This window comes from Serratia nevei, assembly GCF_037948395.1.
Taxonomy (GTDB): domain Bacteria; phylum Pseudomonadota; class Gammaproteobacteria; order Enterobacterales; family Enterobacteriaceae; genus Serratia; species Serratia nevei.
In genome coordinates, this window is sequence record NZ_CP149940.1 from 1,590,410 (window position 1) to 1,609,921 (window position 19,512).

Annotated in this window: 16 protein-coding genes; 8 read left to right on the forward strand and 8 right to left on the reverse strand. The window is 60.7% G+C overall.

Going from position 1 to position 19,512, the window contains the following annotated elements; all coding sequences use genetic code 11:
- Positions 1 to 39 precede the first annotated feature (39 nt).
- The 7 genes from V8N38_RS07585 to mglC all read left to right on the forward strand — a co-directional run bounded on the left by V8N38_RS07585 (position 40) and on the right by mglC (position 8,410).
- Positions 40 to 1,197 (forward strand): YbfB/YjiJ family MFS transporter, encoded by a 1,158-nt coding sequence (locus V8N38_RS07585; protein ID WP_147839540.1) that lies wholly within the window; start codon positions 40 to 42, stop codon positions 1,195 to 1,197.
- Positions 1,198 to 1,441: 244 nt separating this feature from the next.
- On the forward strand, positions 1,442 to 2,107 hold the full coding sequence (gene folE / locus V8N38_RS07590) for a GTP cyclohydrolase I FolE (RefSeq protein ID WP_004938969.1): 666 nt from the start codon (positions 1,442 to 1,444) through the stop codon (positions 2,105 to 2,107).
- 79 nt (positions 2,108 to 2,186) lie between these two features.
- Positions 2,187 to 3,359, forward strand: a complete 1,173-nt coding sequence (gene yeiB / locus V8N38_RS07595; protein WP_147839539.1) for a DUF418 domain-containing protein YeiB — start codon at positions 2,187 to 2,189, stop codon at positions 3,357 to 3,359.
- A gap of 126 nt (positions 3,360 to 3,485) precedes the next feature.
- Positions 3,486 to 4,523 carry an HTH-type transcriptional regulator GalS gene (galS, locus tag V8N38_RS07600; RefSeq protein ID WP_038880975.1) on the forward strand — a complete coding sequence of 346 codons (1,038 nt, stop codon included), beginning with the start codon at positions 3,486 to 3,488 and terminating at the stop codon, positions 4,521 to 4,523.
- A 264-nt stretch (positions 4,524 to 4,787) separates the two neighbouring features.
- Positions 4,788 to 5,780 carry a galactose/glucose ABC transporter substrate-binding protein MglB gene (mglB, locus tag V8N38_RS07605; RefSeq protein ID WP_038880978.1) on the forward strand — a complete coding sequence of 331 codons (993 nt, stop codon included), beginning with the start codon at positions 4,788 to 4,790 and terminating at the stop codon, positions 5,778 to 5,780.
- Positions 5,781 to 5,879: 99 nt separating this feature from the next.
- A complete protein-coding gene (gene mglA / locus V8N38_RS07610) occupies positions 5,880 to 7,388 on the forward strand; it encodes a galactose/methyl galactoside ABC transporter ATP-binding protein MglA (RefSeq protein WP_033637724.1) in 1,509 nt (502 codons plus the stop codon).
- 11 nt (positions 7,389 to 7,399) lie between these two features.
- Positions 7,400 to 8,410, forward strand: a complete 1,011-nt coding sequence (gene mglC / locus V8N38_RS07615; RefSeq protein WP_004938953.1) for a galactose/methyl galactoside ABC transporter permease MglC — start codon at positions 7,400 to 7,402, stop codon at positions 8,408 to 8,410.
- A 64-nt stretch (positions 8,411 to 8,474) separates the two neighbouring features.
- Here mglC and sanA read toward each other — a convergent pair whose 3' ends face one another.
- The 8 genes from sanA to metG all read right to left on the reverse strand — a co-directional run bounded on the left by sanA (position 8,475) and on the right by metG (position 18,226).
- Positions 8,475 to 9,218 (reverse strand): outer membrane permeability protein SanA, encoded by a 744-nt coding sequence (gene sanA / locus V8N38_RS07620; RefSeq protein WP_004938948.1) that lies wholly within the window; start codon positions 9,216 to 9,218, stop codon positions 8,475 to 8,477.
- Between the two features lie 169 nt (positions 9,219 to 9,387).
- On the reverse strand, positions 9,388 to 11,085 hold the full coding sequence (locus tag V8N38_RS07625; RefSeq protein WP_004938945.1) for an NAD-dependent malic enzyme: 1,698 nt from the start codon (positions 11,083 to 11,085) through the stop codon (positions 9,388 to 9,390).
- A 221-nt stretch (positions 11,086 to 11,306) separates the two neighbouring features.
- Positions 11,307 to 12,191, reverse strand: coding sequence for a cytidine deaminase (gene cdd / locus V8N38_RS07630; RefSeq protein ID WP_060421403.1), 885 nt, complete (start codon positions 12,189 to 12,191; stop codon positions 11,307 to 11,309).
- Between the two features lie 137 nt (positions 12,192 to 12,328).
- Complete coding sequence (locus V8N38_RS07635) at positions 12,329 to 13,024, reverse strand: CidB/LrgB family autolysis modulator (protein WP_019454415.1); 696 nt, start codon at positions 13,022 to 13,024, stop codon at positions 12,329 to 12,331.
- Entirely contained in the window at positions 13,021 to 13,428 is a 408-nt protein-coding gene (locus tag V8N38_RS07640) for a CidA/LrgA family protein (RefSeq protein ID WP_038880991.1), read from the reverse strand. The genes V8N38_RS07635 and V8N38_RS07640 overlap by 4 nt, the downstream gene beginning before the upstream one ends.
- Positions 13,429 to 13,566: 138 nt before the next feature.
- Positions 13,567 to 14,778: an MFS transporter gene (locus V8N38_RS07645; protein ID WP_087762203.1), complete on the reverse strand. Its 1,212-nt coding sequence runs from the start codon at positions 14,776 to 14,778 to the stop codon at positions 13,567 to 13,569.
- A gap of 131 nt (positions 14,779 to 14,909) precedes the next feature.
- Positions 14,910 to 15,977, reverse strand: coding sequence for a sugar ABC transporter substrate-binding protein (locus V8N38_RS07650; RefSeq protein ID WP_147839538.1), 1,068 nt, complete (start codon positions 15,975 to 15,977; stop codon positions 14,910 to 14,912).
- A 221-nt stretch (positions 15,978 to 16,198) separates the two neighbouring features.
- Complete coding sequence (metG, locus tag V8N38_RS07655; RefSeq protein ID WP_147839537.1) at positions 16,199 to 18,226, reverse strand: methionine--tRNA ligase; 2,028 nt, start codon at positions 18,224 to 18,226, stop codon at positions 16,199 to 16,201.
- 159 nt (positions 18,227 to 18,385) lie between these two features.
- Here metG and apbC point away from each other — a divergent pair, with 159 nt between their 5' ends.
- Positions 18,386 to 19,498, forward strand: a complete 1,113-nt coding sequence (apbC, locus tag V8N38_RS07660) for an iron-sulfur cluster carrier protein ApbC (RefSeq protein ID WP_038880999.1) — start codon at positions 18,386 to 18,388, stop codon at positions 19,496 to 19,498.
- The last annotated feature ends 14 nt before the right edge of the window (positions 19,499 to 19,512 follow it).

The following is a 19,512-nucleotide window of genomic DNA, read 5'->3' on the forward strand; positions in this document are numbered from 1 at the left end:
TGATACTGGCAACTTTCTTTTAACCTTTTGGATGCCGGTATGGCTTTACGTATTGCCTTGAGCGGTTTTGCCGCGCTGATCGTCGCGATGGGCATTGGCCGCTTCGCTTTCACTCCCCAGGTGCCGCTGATGATCGCGGAGCACCAGTTCAGCCTCACCGGCGCCGGGCTGGTGGCGGCGATCAACTATTTGGGCTACCTGTGCGGCGCCTACGACGCGATGCGCGCCACGCGCCACGTCGAGCGGCGCCTGTGGTTGGGCGTATGGGGCGCGATGGCGCTGACGCTGCTGTCGGCGCTGGCGCAGGATGAATGGACGCACGGTGCGCTGCGCTTCGTCATCGGCTGGGCCAGCGGTTGGGCGATGGTGCTGGTGGCGGCCTGGACCAACGAGCGGTTGGCGCACTACGGCCGGCCGGCGCTGAGCGCGGCGGTGTTCGCCGGGCCAGGCGTCGGTATCTTCCTCAGCGGCATGCTGGCGGTGGGCATCAACACGCTGGGGCTGACGGCAGCGCAGGCCTGGCTGGTGTATGGCGGGCTGGCGCTGGTGTTGGTCGGAGGAATTAGCGCCTTTCTGCCGCGCAGCGGCGAGCTGCATCGCCCGGACGTGGCCCCGGAGCCGCTGCTGCTGACGCCGGCGCTCAAACGCCTGGTGTGGAGCTACAGCCTGGCCGGGTTCGGCTATATCCTGCCGGCGACGTTCTTGTCGCAGATGGCGGCGGCACGTTTTCCCGGCAGCCTGTTCGCGCAGTTCGTCTGGCCGGTGTTCGGTGGCGCGGCGGTGTTGGGGATCGTTATCGGCATTTTGACTCGCCACAGGCTGACCACCCAGACCCGGCTGGCGATCACGCTGTGGATACAGGCGCTGGGCGTGCTGAGCGCCGAAGTGGTGCCAGGCGTGGCCGGCCTGGCACTCGGGGCGTTGCTGACCGGCGGCGGTTTTCTCTGCGTGGTGCAGCTCGCCCTTCAGCACGGCCGTGAACTGGCGCCGCGCCATGCGCGTTACATGGCCGGGTTGCTGACCACCGGTTATGCGATCGGCCAGCTGGTTGGGCCGATGCTGTCGGCGCTGTCGACCGCCATGACCCATCGGCTGGAGCCGGCGTTGTACGTGGCGGTGGCGGCGCTGTTGGTGGCCGGTGCGCTGGTGGTGAATACCCCGGCGCGGCGGCTGGCGCAAAAAACGGCGATGCGCTGATTAAAATCCATACAAAAAGCGTGGAATCCCGCAGCCGGCCTGATTGTGCTAAATGCGAATATTTCACCTGCGGATGAAGCACTATCACTGGATAATCGCCGCGCTCTCATCTACAGTGGGGGCAAAATCTTGACCGGGTTCACGTTATCCATCACGAAAACTCTGCCGTCACGAGAGCAAGCAATTCGCCGGCCGCACGCCCTACCAGGCCGCCGGCGGGTTCCGTCCGCAGGAGAACAAGTACATGACATCATTAAGTAAAGAAGCCGCGCTGGTGCATGCGGCGCTGGAAGAGCGTGGTCTGGAAACGCCGCTGCGCGGGGAAGTGCTGGATCGCGAAACGCGCAAGCGCCGCATCAAAGAGCACATGACCGAAATCATGCAACTGCTGAATCTCGATCTGTCCGACGACAGCCTGGCGGAGACGCCGCATCGCATCGCCAAAATGTATGTCGACGAGATCTTCTCCGGGCTGGACTACGCCAACTTCCCGAAAATCACCGTCATCGAGAACAAGATGAAGGTGGATGAGATGGTGACGGTGCGCGATATTACGCTGACCAGCACCTGCGAGCACCACTTCGTGACCATCGACGGCAAGGCCACCGTGGCCTATATCCCGAAAGACTCGGTGATCGGCCTGTCGAAGATTAACCGCATCGTGCAGTTCTTCTCCCAGCGTCCGCAGGTGCAAGAGCGCCTGACCCAGCAGATCCTCGTGGCGCTGCAGACGCTGCTCGGCACCAATAACGTGGCGGTATCGATCGATGCGGTCCATTATTGTGTCAAGGCGCGCGGCATCCGCGACGCGACCAGCGCCACCACCACCACCTCGCTGGGGGGGCTGTTCAAGTCCAGCCAGAATACCCGCCAGGAGTTCCTGCGCGCGGTGCGTCATCACCAGGGGTGATGGCGTTGCGGGGCGACCCGCACGACGACAACAGGCGCCTGCGGGCGCCTTTTTCATGAGCGGAAGACAGCGATAAAAAATGAACAGTCACCCTCTGCCGCGCATCGCCACGCTGGACTGCGTGCGCGGCATCGCCATTCTCGGCATTTTATTGCTGAACATCAGCGCCTTCGGCTTGCCGAAGGCCGCCTATCTCAACCCGGCCTATCTGGGCATGCCGTCGTCGCGCGACGCCTGGACCTGGGCACTGCTCGATCTCTTCGCCCAGGCGAAGTTCCTGGCGATGTTCGCGCTGCTGTTCGGTGCCGGGCTGCAAATGCTGTTGCGGCGCGGCAAAAGCTGGATCCGCGCGCGGCTGTCGTGGCTGGTGCTGTTTGGCCTCGCGCACGCCATCTTCCTGTGGGACGGCGATATTCTGCTGGCCTATGGGCTGATCGGCCTGGTGTGCTGGCGCATGATCCGCGAAGCCAAAGAAACCTTCCAGCTGCTGAAAACCGGCGTGGTGCTCTATCTGATCGGCGTAGCGGTGCTGCTGCTGCTCGGCTTCGTTTCGCACGGTGAGCCGGGCAGCTTCTGGCAGCCGGGCGTGGCGGAGCTGCAGTACGAGAAGTTCTGGAAGCTGCAGGGCGGTTTCGAAGCCTGGCGCAGCCGCGCCGATCTGCTCTCGTCCAGCCTGTTGGCCATCGGCGCGCAGTATGGCTGGGAGCTGGCGGGGCTGATGCTGTTCGGCGCCGGGCTGATGCGCAGCGGCTGGCTGCGCGGCAGTTATTCCTCCGGTTATTACCTGCGGCAGGCGGCGTGGCTGCTGCCGCTTTCGGTGCTGATCCAGCTGCCGGCGGTGGCGCTGCAATGGCAGGTCCACTGGGACTATCGCTGGAGCGGTTTCCTGCTGCAGGTGCCGCGTGAGCTGGGCGCCCCGCTGCAGGCCATGGGCTATCTGGCGCTGTGCTACGGTTTCTGGCCCGCGCTGTCGCGCATGCGCATCGCCCACTGGCTGAGTCTGGTGGGGCGCATGGCGCTGAGCAACTACCTGCTGCAAACGCTGATCTGCACCACGCTGTTTTATCGCTTCGGTCTCTATGCGCAGTTCGACCGGCTGCAGCTGTTGGCGTTCGTGCCGCTGGTCTGGCTGGCCAACCTGGCGTTTTCCGCACTGTGGCTGCGTTACTTCGCTCAGGGGCCGATGGAATGGCTGTGGCGCAAGCTGACGCAGCTGGCCGCCGGCGCAGCGGAACCCAAAACGCAGAAGTGAGCGCCAGCCGGCAGGTTAAAAAAATGTATGTAAACGTTTTCTTTCCTGTGACGTAATTCACGCGAGCAGCGGGTCAATCGGGGTAGGATAGCGCCACCGGCCACTACCCCGATTTCAGGATCCCGCATGCCTCCAGTTCATCCGATCACCATTCGCGACGTGGCGAAACGCGCCGGGGTCTCCGTGGCGACCGTCTCCCGCGTGCTGAACCACAGTGCGCTGACCAGCAAGGAGACGCGTGAGCAGGTGCTGCAGGCGGTGGCGGAGCTGGGCTATCGCCCCAACGCCAACGCGCAGGCGCTGGCGACCCAAAGCAGCGATACCCTGGGCGTGGTGGTGATGGACGTCTCCGACCCGTTCTTCGGCGCGCTGGTGAAAGCGGTAGACACGGTGGCGCAGAAACACCACAAATACCTGCTGATCGGCAACAGCTATCATCAGGCGGACAAAGAGCGCCACGCGATCGAAGTGCTGATCCGCCAGCGCTGTAATGCCCTGATTGTCCATGCCAAAGCCCTGAGCGACGCCGAGCTGATCGGCTTTCTGGAGCAGGTGCCGGGCATGGTGCTGATCAACCGGATTATCCCCGGCTATGAGCCGCGCTGCGTCGGGCTGGATAACGTCTGCGGCGCGGAAATGGCGATGCGTCTTTTGCTGTCGCAGGGCCATCGGCGCATCGGTTATCTGGGCTCCAATCACCCGATCGAAGACGGGCCGCTGCGCCAGCAGGGCTATGCGCAGGCGATGGCCGCCGCCGGGCTGGCCACGCCCGACAACTGGCGCGCCTACGGTTCGCCGGATCTGCAGGGCGGCGAGGCGGCGATGGTGGAACTGCTGGGGCGTAACTTGCAGCTGAGCGCGGTGTTCGCCTACAACGACGCCATGGCCGCCGGCGCCATGGCGGTGCTGAAAGAAAACGGTATCACAGTGCCGCAGCATTTCTCGCTGATCGGCTTCGACGACATCCCCATCGCACGTTACACCAGCCCCAAGCTCACCACGGTGCGCTATCCGATCGTCTCGATGGCCACGCTGGCGACCGAGCTGGCGTTGCAGGGCGCAGCAGGCCTGGCGGAGCCGCAGGCCGCTCATCTGTTCATGCCGACGCTGGTACGGCGCCATTCTGTCGCCCCCTGGCAAAGTGAGGCGACGGTCACTCTCTGACGATTTAATCTTGTGTAACCGTTTTCAATCTGTGAGAAAATTCACAGAATATTAACATCGCGCCGTCTATGCTCTAGGCGTTTTCCGGCGCAAAGGCCCTTGCCGCTGCAACCTTTACCTCGCGCTGACACAGCATTTCTCGGAAATAACAAGATCCACGGACGACAGGTGTTGAGTGGAAATCGCCTGGCCTGGGGTGTGCGCACTGCCGGTGACCATTGGCTCAAAGACGAGTAATACCCTACACAGAACCGGAGACTGACAATGAATAAGAAGGTTTTCACCCTGGCCGCCATGGCCGCAGCCATGATGTTTGGCGCCGCAGCCCATGCTGACACCCGTATTGGCGTCACGATTTACAAGTACGACGACAACTTCATGTCGGTGGTGCGCAAGGCTATTGAGAAAGACGCCAAGGCTTCACCGGACGTCACCCTGCTGATGAATGACTCGCAGAACGACCAGTCCAAGCAGAACGATCAGATCGACGTGCTGCTGGCCAAGGGCGTGAAAGCGCTGGCGATCAACCTGGTCGACCCGGCCGCGGCGCCGGTGGTTATCGATAAGGCGCGCGCAAACGATATCCCGGTGGTGTTCTACAACAAAGAACCTTCCCGCAAGGCGTTGGACAGCTACGACAAGGCGTATTACGTCGGCACCGATTCCAAAGAATCCGGCGTGATCCAGGGCGAGCTGATCGCCAAACACTGGAAAGCCAATCCGGCCTGGGATCTGAACAAAGACGGCCAGATCCAGTATGTGCTGCTGAAGGGCGAACCGGGCCACCCGGATGCCGAAGCGCGCACCACCTACGTGGTGAAAACGCTGAACGAAAAAGGCATCAAGACCCAGCAGCTGCAGATGGATACCGCGATGTGGGATACCGCGCAGGCGAAGGACAAGATGGACGCCTGGCTCTCCGGCCCGAACGCCAACAAGATCGAAGTGGTGATCGCCAACAACGACGCCATGGCAATGGGCGCGGTGGAAGCGCTGAAAGCGCACAACAAGACCAGTATCCCGGTGTTTGGCGTCGATGCGTTGCCTGAAGCGCTGGCGCTGGTGAAATCCGGCGCGATGGCGGGCACGGTGCTGAACGACGCCGACAACCAGGCGAAAGCCACCTTCGAGCTGGCGAAGAACCTGGCGGCGGGCAAACCGGCCACTGAAGGCACCCAATATAAAATCGAAAATAAAGTCGTGCGTATTCCTTACGTCGGCGTAGATAAAGACAACCTGTCTCAGTTTGTTAAATAAGAATTGAGATCCCGCTAAGACCCCGCCGGCGGCGCCAACACCAGGAATACCGCCGGCGGGGATGTTTACGACTGCAAGATCGTTAAGCCAGGTGTATTTATGGCCGATAGCTCACGCGAATTTCTGCTGGAAATGACGGATATCTGTAAGTCATTTCCCGGCGTCAAAGCCTTGGACAATGTCAATTTACGCGTCCGCCCGCACTCGATTCACGCCCTGATGGGGGAGAACGGCGCGGGGAAATCGACGTTGCTGAAATGCCTGTTCGGCATTTACAAAAAAGACAGCGGCAGCATTGTGTTTCAGGGCCGGGAGATCGATTTCAAGAGTTCGAAAGAAGCGCTGGAGCACGGCGTTTCCATGGTGCACCAGGAGCTGAACCTGGTGCTGCAGCGCACCGTGATGGACAACATGTGGCTGGGGCGCTACCCGACCAAAGGCCTGTTCGTCGATCAGGAAAAAATGCTCAAAGACACCCAGGCGATCTTCGACGAGCTGGATATCGACATCAACCCGCGCGAAAAGGTGGGCAACCTGTCAGTATCGCAGATGCAGATGATCGAGATCGCCAAGGCGTTCTCCTACGACGCCAAAATCGTCATCATGGATGAACCGACCTCCTCGCTGACGGAAAAAGAGGTCAATCACCTGTTCACCATCATCCGCAAGCTGAAAGAGCGCGGCTGCGGCATCGTCTATATCTCGCACAAGATGGAAGAGATCTTCCAGCTGTGCGACGAGATAACGGTGCTGCGTGACGGGCAGTGGATCGCCACCCAGCCGCTGGAAGGGCTGGATATGGACAAGATCATCGCCATGATGGTCGGCCGTTCGCTCAGCCAGCGCTTCCCCGACAGGCAGAACACGCCAGGTGAGGTGATCCTCGAGGTGAAGAACCTGACGTCGCTGCGCCAGCCCTCGATTCGCGATGTGTCCTTCGATCTGCACCAAGGCGAGATCCTCGGCATCGCCGGGCTGGTGGGTGCCAAGCGAACCGATATCGTCGAGACGCTGTTCGGCATTCGCGAAAAGGTGGCGGGCACTATCAAGCTGCACGGCAAGGCGATTGACAACCACAGCGCCAACGAAGCCATCAACCACGGTTTTGCGCTGGTGACCGAAGAACGCCGATCCACCGGGATTTATGCCTACCTCGACGTGGGCTTCAACTCGCTGATCTCCAATATCCGCAATTATAAAAACAAGCTCGGCCTGCTGGATAACGCGCGGATGAAGAGCGACACCCAGTGGGTGATCGACGCCATGCGGGTGAAAACGCCGGGGCATCACACCCATATCGGCTCGCTGTCCGGCGGCAATCAGCAGAAGGTGATCATCGGCCGTTGGTTACTGACGCAGCCGGAGATCCTGATGCTGGATGAACCGACGCGCGGCATCGACGTGGGCGCCAAGTTCGAGATTTATCAGCTGATGACCGAACTGGCGAAGAAGGGCAAGGGGATCATTATCGTCTCGTCCGAAATGCCGGAGCTTTTGGGGATCACCGACCGTATTTTGGTGATGAGCAATGGTCAGGTTGCGGGCATCGTTAACACCAAACAGACCTCGCAAAATGAAATCTTACGTCTCGCCTCCCTGCACCTTTAAGGATCGGAATTATGAACGCGCTAAATAAAAAAACCTTATTTACCTATTTCAAGGAAGGCGGCATTTACGTGGTGTTGCTGGTGCTGTTGGCCATCATCATCATTCAGGATCCGACTTTCCTCAGCCTGATGAACCTGAGTAACATCCTGACGCAGTCTTCGGTGCGCATCATCATCGCGCTGGGCGTGGCGGGGCTGATCGTGACCCAGGGCACCGACCTGTCCGCCGGGCGGCAGGTGGGGCTGGCGGCGGTGGTGGCGGCCACGCTGCTGCAGTCGATGGATAACGTCAACAAGGTGTTCCCGCATATGGAAACCTGGTCGATTCCCCTGGTCATCCTGCTGGTGTGTGCGGTCGGCGCGGTGATCGGCCTGGTTAACGGCCTGATTATCGCCTATCTCAACGTGACGCCGTTCATCACTACGCTGGGCACCATGATCATCGTCTACGGCATCAACTCGCTGTATTACGATTCGGTCGGCGCTTCGCCGGTCGCGGGCTTCGATCCGAAGTTTTCCACCTTTGCCCAGGGGTTCTTGCGCTTCGGTGACTTTAAACTGTCGTACATTACCTTCTATGCGCTGATCGCCATCATATTCGTCTGGATCCTGTGGACCAAGACCCGCTTCGGCAAGAACATCTTCGCCATCGGCGGCAACCCGGAAGCGGCCAAGGTGTCCGGGGTCAACGTGCCGTTGAACCTGATCATGATCTATGCGCTGTCCGGCGTGTTCTACGCCTTCGGCGGCTTGCTGGAAGCGGGACGCATCGGCAGCGCCACCAATAACCTCGGCTTTATGTATGAGCTGGACGCCATCGCCGCCTGCGTGGTGGGGGGCGTCTCCTTCGCCGGCGGGGTGGGTACGGTGTGGGGCGTGGTGACCGGGGTGATCATCTTCACCGTCATTAACTACGGCCTGACCTATATCGGCATCAACCCGTACTGGCAGTACATTATCAAGGGCAGCATCATCATCTTCGCCGTGGCGCTGGACTCGTTGAAATACGCCAAGAAGAAGTAGGTTTACCGCAGTACAGACAACAAGGCCGGCCTATTGCCGGCCTTTGTTTTGGGCGTTTGCCGCGTCAGGGCTGTTTGGCTTTCTGCTTCTCTTCTTTCAGCTTGTGCTCCAGCTCCACCAACTGTTCCGGTGAAACTGCGGGATAGCCCTGGGCGTCTTCCGGCACGGTGTGCATGGCGGAGATCGGGATCAGCGGGCCAAGGAAGCGCGGTTCGCGCTTGAGGATGTACAGATCGGTCAGCGCGCCCAGGCGAGCGAAGATCTCGCGGGCGCGGACCGTCATCATGTCTTTCGGCGACGGCACCGCGTAGCACTGCGCCTGAATGCCCATGTGCAGGGCGATGAACAGCGCGCGCTCGCAGTGGAAACGCTGGGTGATGATGATGAAATCGTTGGTGTCGAACACCTTGCGGGTGCGCACGATGGAGTCCAGGGTACGGAAACCGGCGTAGTCCAGCACGATATCGCTCGGCGCCACGCCGGCGGCGATCAGATCGCGACGCATGGTCATCGGCTCGTTATAGCTTTGCTGGGCGTTGTCGCCGCTCAGCAGCAGGTATTTCACCTTGCCGCTGTTATAGGCGTTGATCGCCCCCTGAATGCGGTAACGGTAGTACTGATTGATCACCCCGGTGCGGTAATACTTGGCGGTGCCGAGCACCACGCCGACCTGGCGGTGTGGCAATTCCTGCAGTTCGTCGTAGACGTAAGGCGCGGTTTTCCAGCTGATCCAGCGATCCAGCGCAATAGCCGAACCCATCAACACCGCAATGATGATGAACAGGCTGATGATCAGGCGTTTCCACATGTTGTTGCCTTACGCGCGCCGGGCTGAAAAAGATGGATCAAGGCTACTTTACCTGACCGATCGACGCAAGACGCGAACCGCCTGAAGCACGCGCAACGCCGCATTTTTAGGCGGTTTTGCCGCACAAAAAAGCCCGGCGGAGCCGGGCTGGGTCAATTTAGCGCGCCAGTTAGAACGAGGTGCGCTTGTAGCTGCGGTACTGCGGCCGCCAGAAGTTGTGCTCGATGGCTTTCGACAGCGCGTCTTCGGAGGTGACGATCGCCACGCCCTGCAGCTGCGCCGCTTTACCCACTTCCATGGCGATGCACTTCGACACGCCCTGAATATCGTCGATATTCGGCAGCAGTGCGCCGTGGCCGTCGGTGGCCAGCGGCGAACAGTCCGCCAGCGCGCGGCTGGCGGCCATCAGCATGGCGTCGGTGACGCGGGTGGCGCCGGAGGCCAGCACGCCGAGGCCAATCCCCGGGAAGATGTAGGAGTTGTTGCACTGGGCGATCGGGTACAGCTGCTCTTTATAGCTCACCGGCGCGAACGGGCTGCCGGTTGCCACCAGGGCGGCGCCGTCGGTCCAGTTGATGATGTCTTCCGGACGGGCTTCCACGCGCGAGGTCGGGTTGGACAGCGGCATCACGATAGGGCGTTCGCAGTGCTTGTGCATTTCGCGGATCAGCTCTTCGGTAAACAGCCCCGGCTGGCCGGACACCCCGATCAGAATGGTCGGCTTGGCGTTGCGCACCACGTCCAGCAGCGAGATGGCGTCGCTGGCGGTTTCCCAACCGGCCAGGTTGTCGCTCTTCTGTACCAGTTTGCTCTGGAAATCGAGCAGGTTCGGCAGTTTGTCGGTCAGCAGGCCGAAGCGGTCGACCATGAATACGCGGGCGCGCGCTTCGTCTTCGCTCAAACCTTCGGACTTCATCTGCGCGATGATTTGCTCGGCGATGCCGCAGCCGGCGGAACCGGCGCCGAGGAAGGTGACGGTCTGATCGCGCAGCTGGCTGCCGGCGGCGCGGCTGGCGGCGATCAGGCTGCCGAGGGTGACCGCGGCGGTGCCCTGGATGTCATCGTTGAAGCAGCAGATCTCGTCGCGATAGCGGTTCAACAGCGGGGTGGCGTTGTTCTGCGCGAAGTCTTCGAACTGCAGCAGCACGTTCGGCCAGCGGCGTTTGACCGCCTGAATAAACTCTTCGACGAAGGCGTGGTACTCCTCGCCGGAGATGCGCGGATGGCGCCAGCCCATGTACAGCGGATCGTTGAGGCGCTGCGGGTTGTTGGTGCCGACGTCCAGCACCACCGGCAGCGTGTAGGCCGGGCTGATGCCGCCGCAGGCGGTGTACAGCGACAGCTTGCCGATGGGGATGCCCATGCCGCCGATGCCCTGGTCGCCCAGGCCAAGGATACGCTCGCCGTCGGTGACCACGATCACCTTGACGTTCTGCTTGGTGGCGTTTTGCAGCATGTCATCGATGCGATCGCGGTTCGGGTAGGAGATGAACAGCCCGCGCGCGCGGCGATAGATATCGGAGAAGTGTTCGCAGGCCTCGCCGACGGTCGGGGTGTAGATAATCGGCATCATCTCGCTCAGGTGCGAGTCCAGCAGGCGGTAGAACAGGGTTTCGTTGGTGTCCTGGATGTTGCGCAGGTAGATGTGCTTGTCGTTGTCGTTCTTGAAATCCTGGTACTGACGGTAGGCGCGTTCCACCTGTTCTTCGATGGTTTCCACCGCTTCCGGCAGCAGGCCGTGCAGGTTGAAGTGGCTACGTTCTTCCTCGGTGAAAGCGCTGCCTTTGTTCAGCAGCGGAAATTCCAGCAGAATCGGGCCGGCGTAAGGGATGTAGAGCGGGCGTTTGCTTTCGTATTCTAGTTCCATCAGTTTTACTCTTCACGTATCAGATAACTTTATTGCCGACGATCCTAAGAGATAAAGAGAAGATGTACAGCATTTGTTGCCAGATGATGAACCAGGTTGGCGTAATTATCGACAATCAAATGATTTTTTAACTAAAGAAAGTCTCTCTGGCGGCGTTGGGGCATTGTATTTGGCGGGCGGGGCTGTTAGCGGCGGAACCGGATGGCTCCGCCGTGGTGCGCTTAGAACGCGGCGCGGCTGACGTTTTGGCAGCCCAGTGCCGCCAGCGTGGCACGGGTGGCGTCCCACTGGCTGAGGATCGCCTCTTGCGGTTCGACCAGCACGGCGCGGCGGATGTTCAGGCAATCGCCGCCGGAGAGGTTCAGCAGGATCAGCGCGGCCTGCAGCGGCGGCAGGCTCGGGTTGAAGGCGGCGTTTTCTGCATAGCGGCCGGCGTAGAGGTTACCGTCCTGCGTTTCCAGCGCCACGCCGCTGTGGGCGTTGCTGTACGGTGCGTGGCTCTGATTGGCCGCAGCCAGCGCCGCCTGCGTCAGCGCATCGTCCAGCGCCAACCGATGGCCGTGATCGACCTTGTCCATCAGCAGCGAAGCGATATCCAGATCTTTCGGGCCGAAGGCGTCCGGCAGATAGTCCGCCAGCGTGGCCGGCGCGCGGCCCGGCAGACGGATCTGCAGCTCGCCGCCGCTGTTCAGTTCATTCATAAACTGACGGCAGTGGCCGCACGGCGTGTAGTTGACGGTGACCGAGGCCAGCGCAGGCTCGCCGCGCAGCCAGGCATGGGTAACCGCACATTGTTCTGCATGCACGGTTTGCTGCAGCGGTGCGCCGCTGAATTCCATATTGGCGCCGAAATAGAGGTTGCCACTTTGCCCGCGCGCGATGGCGCCGACGTGGAAGTGCGATATCGGGGTTAACGAGCAGGCCGCCGCCAGCGGCAGCAGCGCGAATGCCAGCGCGTCATCGTCCAACCCGCAGCCTGTGCGGATCGCCGCCGCTTGCTCGGCCGTGAACATCGCCGGAAAGTCAGGCGCGTCCAGATAGGGCCGCAGGGCGGATTGCAGTGTCGCGGGCAGTGCGCTGAACGCGGTGTGAAAACGCGGATGCATAGAAAGTCTCTCTACAGGTTAACGGGATAACATTCTAGGCAGGCCAGAGACATTAAAGTGTGATTAATGTCTCTTAATTGATGAAATTAATGCAATGAGATACATAAATGCGAGATGTATCGCAAGTTTCACCCTGTTCAACCGAACAGGTGCAGCAGCACCGGGAACAGGAACGGTGCCAGCAGGGAGGTGATGATGCCGCAGATCACCAGCGCCAGCGAGCCGAAAGCGCCTTCCTGGTAGTCCATCTCCGCGCAGCGTGCGGTGCCCAGCGCGTGGGATGCGGTACCCATCGCCAGACCGCGCGCCGAGTGGGTGGTGATTTTCAACAGGTTGAACAGCGTATGGCCGAACACGGCGCCAAGGATACCGACGAAAATGACGCAGACCGCGCTGATCGCCGGAATGCCGCCGAGCGAGTCCGCGACGGCCATGGCGATCGGCGTAGTGACCGATTTCGGCAGGATAGAGGCGGCGATTTCCGGCGTGGCACCCAGCCACAGGGCGATGGCGCCACCGCTGATCATGGCGGTCAGGCTGCCGATGAAGCACACCGCGATAATCGACTTCCAGCGCGCGCGGATCTGGTGCAGCTGTTCATACAGCGGGAAGGCCAGCGCGACGACCGCCGGCTGCAGCAGATCGTTGAGGATTTTGCTGCCCTGAAAGTAGCGCTCATAGGGGATGCCGGTGAGCAGCAGCAGCGGGATGATCACCGCCATGGAAACCAGCAGCGGGTTGAGCAGCGGCATGTTCAGCTTGCGCGCCAGCCAGCGCGCGGCGAAATAGACCGCCAGCGTCAGCGGCAGCGACCACCAGATTTCATGGATCATGGGTTGCCCTCCGTGTCATCGGGCTTACCGGCGATGCGGCGCTCGCGGTGAAAATAGTGTGAGGTATAGCCGACCACCACCAGCACCATCAGCGTGCTGATGAGGCAAGAGATAACCAGCGGGCCCAGATGCGCGACGATCTGGTCGTAGTATTTCATCACCCCGACGCCGATCGGCACGAACAGCAGCACCATGTAGCGGATCAGCAAATGGCAGCCGGGTTTAACCCATTTGGCCGGCAGGATCTGGGTAGAGAGCAGGGCGAACAGCAGCAGCATGCCGAGGATGCTGCCGGGAATGGCGAACGGCAGCAGCGCCGCCAGCGCATTGCCGACGAACAGACAAAGGTAGATGAGGAGCAGGGCTCTCAGGTATTTCCAGCACAGTGTGAGCACGTTGGCCATTGTCTTTTCCCGTTTAACTGATGCATTCATCATACAATTAAACTGTGAGCCATGCCACAGATCGCACCATGAATTCTCGCTATGGATGCCATGCTCGATCGGCGGGTTGACAGCCCGCAATCGCTGGTACGCGTGGGTTTAGCGCGTATCTTCGGCGGTTGCCGCCGCGTGTTCCGCCAGCCGGTGGCCGAGGAAGAAAAACAGCAGGCTGAGCAGCGCGGCGACGATCAGCATCACGAACATCAGCGGCGGCGCGGCATAGCTGAGCAGTACCCCGCACAGCACCGGGTTGATGGCGCCGCCCAGCGCGCTGAGATTTTGTACCCCATAGTAGCTGCCTTTCAGGTGCGGCGGCGCGATAAAGTCGATGAACATGTATTCCACCGGGATAACGATGATTTCGCCGAGGGTAAACACCGCCATCGCCGCCAGCCACAGCCAGACCGCCTGGCCGGCCACCATAAAACCGAGCAGCCCGACGATGAAAAACAGCGTGCCCAGCGCCAGCCAGCGCAGCATGTTTTCCTGACGCATGCCGCGGCTGAGCAGGTATTGCAGGGCGATGACGATGCTGGCGTTGACGATCATCACCAGCCCGATGATTTTGTAGGCGAACTCGGCGCTGGAGACGGTGATCAGGTATTGCGACAGATAGCCGGTGAACTGACCGAACACGACGGCACCCAGGGTACTGCCGAGAGTGAAGTAGATCAGCCGCCGATCGCTGCGCAGGATAGTCACCGTCTGGCGGAAGTTGGGGAGCGCCGCGGGGGCGGCGGCTGGCGTTGCGCGCTGTTCCCGACCGCGCAAGCGCAGGCTTAGCGTCGCCACCGTCGCCAGCGCCAACCCGCCCGACAGGTAAAACGGCAGCAGCGGGCTAAGCCCGGCCACCAGAACGCCGAGCGCAGAACCGATCGCCCAGCCGACGTTGACCAATGTGTAGTTGATTGAGAAAGCCTTGATGCGCTGCTCGACCGGCAGCCAGTCGGCGAAACAGGCCTTAATGGTGATGCTCAGCACAGAATAACAGGTATGCAGGATCGCCAGCACCACGATCACGCCGCCGGGGCGCGGGATCCAGGGAAGGGCGAAGAAGCTCAGCGCAAACAATAAAATCGACAGCAGGATCAGGCGGTTCTTGCTGAATTTGTCCACCAGATAGCCGCCGTACAGGCTGGCAAGGATGCCGAGGGTCAGGCTGACGCCCAGGATCACGCCCACGCTCTTCGGCAGCAGATGGAAATGCTCGGTGAGATAGATGGTAATGAACGGCAGCGTCACGCCGCGGCCGATGGTCAACACCAGCGAACTGGCCAGCAGCATGTTAATCAGCGAGGGGAATCCCTTCATTCGAAGCCTGTGTATGCATACAGTTATTGGGCAATGCAGATAACATAGCGTATTTTGGCGAGGACGGAAGGGGAAAGCCGAAAATTAGTTTAAAAACAGAGGCTGCGTCGGCAGCCTCGTCAAAAACAGCATTATTTACCGTGTTCGGCCTGCAGCGTGGCGAACCACGGCTGCACGAAGTCGCTGCTGCTGCCCCAGCCGGGGATGATCTTCGCCAGCCCGGCGACGTTGACCGGCCCCGGCTGCGCCAGCAACAGCGCTTGCGGAATGACCGTCGCTTTGAACTGATAGCTGTCCGGCGTGCTTTCCCCGGCGATCTTGTTGGCTACCAGGCGCAGGTTGACTGCGCCGATAAGTTTCGGATCCACCGCCACGCTGACCTGCCACGGGCTGCCGGCTTCGCGCATCAGTTGCAAGTCCTGGTTGGAGATATCGATGCTGTACAGCTTGATCTCGGTGCGGCCGTTCTCTTTCAATGCCTTGTAAGCGCCCTGGGTGAAGGCGTCCCAGGTGCCCCAGATGGCGTCGATCTTGCCTTTCGGGTATTTCGCCAACACCGCGCCCACCTTGTTGGCGGTATCGCCCTGTACGTCGGAGGAGACCGCACCGATCGATTCCAGCTCATGAATGCCCGGATGCTGTTTCAGCAGATGCTGATAGGCGGCCTGGCGACGTTCCATCGGTGGGAAGCCGGCCACCCAGAGTTTGATGATGTTGGCCTGGCCGTTGAAATCCTTCACCAGCTGGCCGAAGGAGGCGTTGGCCAGCGAAGCGTCGTCCTGCTGCGAGACGGTGACGCCGGGAACGCTGCCGCTGACGTCGGTATCGAAAGCCGCGACGGCGATGCCGGCCGCCGCGATGCGTTTGACCAGATCGGTGGAATAGGGGGCTCGCCCCTGCGAGAGGATGATGCCGTCATATTTCTGGCTGATAGCCTGGTTGACGAAGTCCTGGAAACGCGCGTCGTCGCCGTTGCTGAGGAAGGTGTCCACCTTGAAGCCCAGCTTGCGTCCTTCCTGAATGGTGCCCGCCAAAAATTGCGTGGTGTTGTCGTCGGATCCGAGGTTGCGGATCACCGCGATGCGCACCGGCCCCTGATGCTGAGCGATGGCGGCCGGCACGGCGGCGTTTTCCGCCGCCTGCAGCGGCAGGGCGGCCAGCAGGCTGAGGGCGAGCAGCGAAGTCTTGAGATTTTTCATTATTATAGGCTCCAAAAAAGCGGGTAAACGGTCCCGGTGAAGGTCTGTTATAGCAGTCTTTCTGTCTGGACGTCTATTTGTTGTTGCGGAGCATCATAGCGAGATGCGGCGGGCGAGGGAATCAGAGCGGTTATGACTTTTTCTTACTGTTTATAACGTTGGGTTTGAGGCATTAAAAAGGGCCGAGCAAGCTCGACCCTTGATGTAACGCGCCGGCGCGGTTACTTGACCTGCATGCCAGGCTGCGCGCCGCTGTCCGGGCTCAGCAGGAAGATCTCTTTCCCGCCGGGGCCCGCCGCCATCACCATGCCTTCCGAAACGCCGAAGCGCATTTTGCGCGGTGCCAGGTTGGCGACCATGATGGTCAGGCGGCCTTCCAGCGCTTTCGGATCCGGGTAAGCGGAGCGAATGCCGGAGAAGATCTGGCGCGATTCGCCGCCCAGATCCAACTGCAGCTTCAGCAGTTTGTCGGAGCCTTCGACAAAGTCGGCGCTCTTGATCAGGGCGATGCGCATGTCCACCTTGGCGAAGTCGTCGAAGGTGATGGTTTCCTGAATAGGATCATCGGCCAATGGACCGGTCACCGGCTTGGCGGCGGCCATGTCTTCTTTCGAGGCGTTGACCATTTCGCTGACCTTGTCCAGATCGATGCGGTTGAACAGCGCTTTGAATGCGTTCACCTGGTGGCCCAGCAGCGGCAGCGGGATTGCGTCCCAGCTCAGCTCGGCGTTGAGGAACGCTTCGGCGCGTTCGGTCAGCGAAGGCAGCACCGGCTTCAGGTAAGTCATCAGCACGCGGAACAGGTTGATGCCCATCGAGCAGATGGCCTGCAGATCGGCGTCGCGGCCTTCTTCCTTCGCCACCACCCAAGGTGCCTGCTCATCCACGTAGCGGTTGGCCAGATCGGCCAGCGCCATGATTTCGCGGATCGCGCGGCTGAACTCGCGGCCGGCGTAAGCTTCGGCGATGCTCTGCGCCGCGTCGACGAAGGTCTGGTACAGCGCCGGATCGGCCAGGCTGTCGGCCAGCTTGCCGCCGAAGCGTTTGTTGATAAAGCCGGCGTTACGTGACGCCAGGTTCACCACCTTGTTGACGATGTCGGCGTTTACGCGCTGCACGAAGTCTTCCAGATTGAGATCGATATCATCAATGCGTGAAGAGAGCTTGGCGGCGTAGTAATAGCGCAGGCAGTCGGCGTCCAGATGCTGCAGGTAGGTGCCGGCCTTGATGAAGGTGCCGCGCGATTTGGACATTTTGGCGCCGTTCACCGTCACGTAGCCGTGCACGAACAGGTTGGTCGGTTTGCGGAAGTTGCTGCCTTCCAGCATCGCCGGCCAGAACAGGCTGTGGAAGTAGACGATGTCCTTGCCGATAAAGTGATACAGCTCGGTGGTGGAATCTTTGCGCCAGAACTCGTCGAAGTCCAGATCGCCGCGCTTGTCGCACAGGTTCTTGAAGGAGCCCATGTAGCCGATCGGCGCGTCCAGCCAGACGTAGAAGTATTTGCCCGGCGCATCCGGGATCTCGAAGCCGAAGTAAGGCGCATCGCGGGAGATGTCCCACTGCTGCAGGCCGGATTCGAACCACTCCTGCATCTTGTTCGCCACTTGCTCTTGCAGCGCGCCGGAGCGCGTCCACGCCTGCAGCATTTCGCTGAAGGCCGGCAGGTCGAAGAAGAAGTGCTCGGAGTCGCGCATCACCGGCGTCGCGCCGGAAACCACGGACTTCGGATCGATCAGTTCCGTCGGGCTGTAGGTGGCGCCGCACACTTCGCAGTTATCGCCGTATTGATCCGGCGATTTGCATTTCGGGCAGGTGCCCTTCACGAAACGGTCCGGCAGGAACATGCCTTTCTCCGGATCGTACAGCTGAGAAATGGTACGGTTCTTGATAAAACCGTTTTCTTTCAGGCGGCTGTAAATCAGGGTGGACAGCTCGCGGTTTTCATCGCTATGGGTCGAATGGTAGTTGTCATAGCTGATGCCAAAGCCGGCGAAATCCTGTTGGTGCTCCTGGCTCATCTCCGCGATCATTTCTTCCGGTTTCACGCCCAGTTGCTGCGCTTTCAGCATGATCGGCGTGCCGTGCGCGTCGTCCGCGCAGATGAAATGCACTTCGTGGCCGCGCATTCGTTGGTAACGCACCCAGATATCCGCCTGGATGTGCTCGAGCATGTGGCCGAGATGGATGGAACCATTTGCGTACGGTAGCGCGCACGTCACCAATAATTTTTTCGCGACTTGAGCCATAGTGAGAACTTGCTTTCTGTAATGAATAAAAGGGCCTTCGATGTTAACCGATCGCGCCCTTCGCTGCTAGGGCGGTTTCTTGCAGGTTATATGCGCCAGCGGCAGCGCAGTTCTGATATGCTTAGCCGGAAGCTACTCATTCAAAATCAAGGAGCCGGGATGAACGCAAAATCCCCTGAGCAGACCAACCCCGAAGTTCTGCGCGCCCTGGTGACCGGTGTACTGGCCGCCTTTGAACACCCGACGTTGAAAAACAACCTGACCGCATTGAAGGCCATTCATCACTGCGCGTTGCTGGACGATGTACTGCATATCGAACTGACGATGCCGTTTGCCTGGCAGAGCGGTTTTGAGGCGCTGCAGGCGAGCGTCGGCCCCGAGCTGTTGCGCGTGACCGGCGCTTCCGCTATCGACTGGAAGCTGAAACACGACATCACGACGCTGAAACGCGCCAACGGCCAGGCCGGCATCAAAGGCGTGCGCAACATCGTCGCCGTCAGCTCCGGCAAAGGCGGGGTGGGGAAATCCAGCACCGCCGTCAACCTGGCGCTGGCGCTGGCCGCCGAAGGGGCCAAGGTCGGTATTCTGGACGCCGACATTTACGGCCCGTCGATCCCCAACATGCTGGGTACCGAACATGAGCGGCCGACCTCGCCGGACGGTCAGCACATGGCGCCGATCGTGGCGCACGGCCTGGCGACCAACTCCATCGGTTACCTGGTGACCGACGATAACGCCATGGTGTGGCGCGGCCCGATGGCCAGCAAGGCGCTGATGCAGCTGCTGCAGGATACGCTGTGGCCGGATCTGGATTACCTGGTGCTGGACATGCCGCCGGGCACCGGCGACATCCAGCTGACGCTGTCGCAGAACATTCCGGTGACCGGCGCGCTGGTGGTTACCACCCCGCAGGATATCGCTTTGCTGGATGCCGCCAAGGGCATCGTGATGTTCGAGAAAGTGCATGTGCCGGTGCTGGGCATCGTGGAGAATATGAGCGTGCACATCTGCAGCAACTGCGGTCACCATGAGCCGATCTTCGGCACCGGCGGCGCTGAAAAGCTGGTGCAGAAATACCACAGCCGTCTGCTGGGGCAGATGCCGCTGCATATCTCGCTGCGCGAAGACCTGGATCGCGGTACGCCGACGGTGATCAGCCGCCCGGACAGCGAATTCGCCGAGATGTATCGTCAGCTCGCCGGCCGCGTGGCCGCGCAGATGTATTGGCAGGGCGAGGCGATCCCGACAGAGATTGCGTTCCGCGCGCTGTAATCTGCCTATGGCAA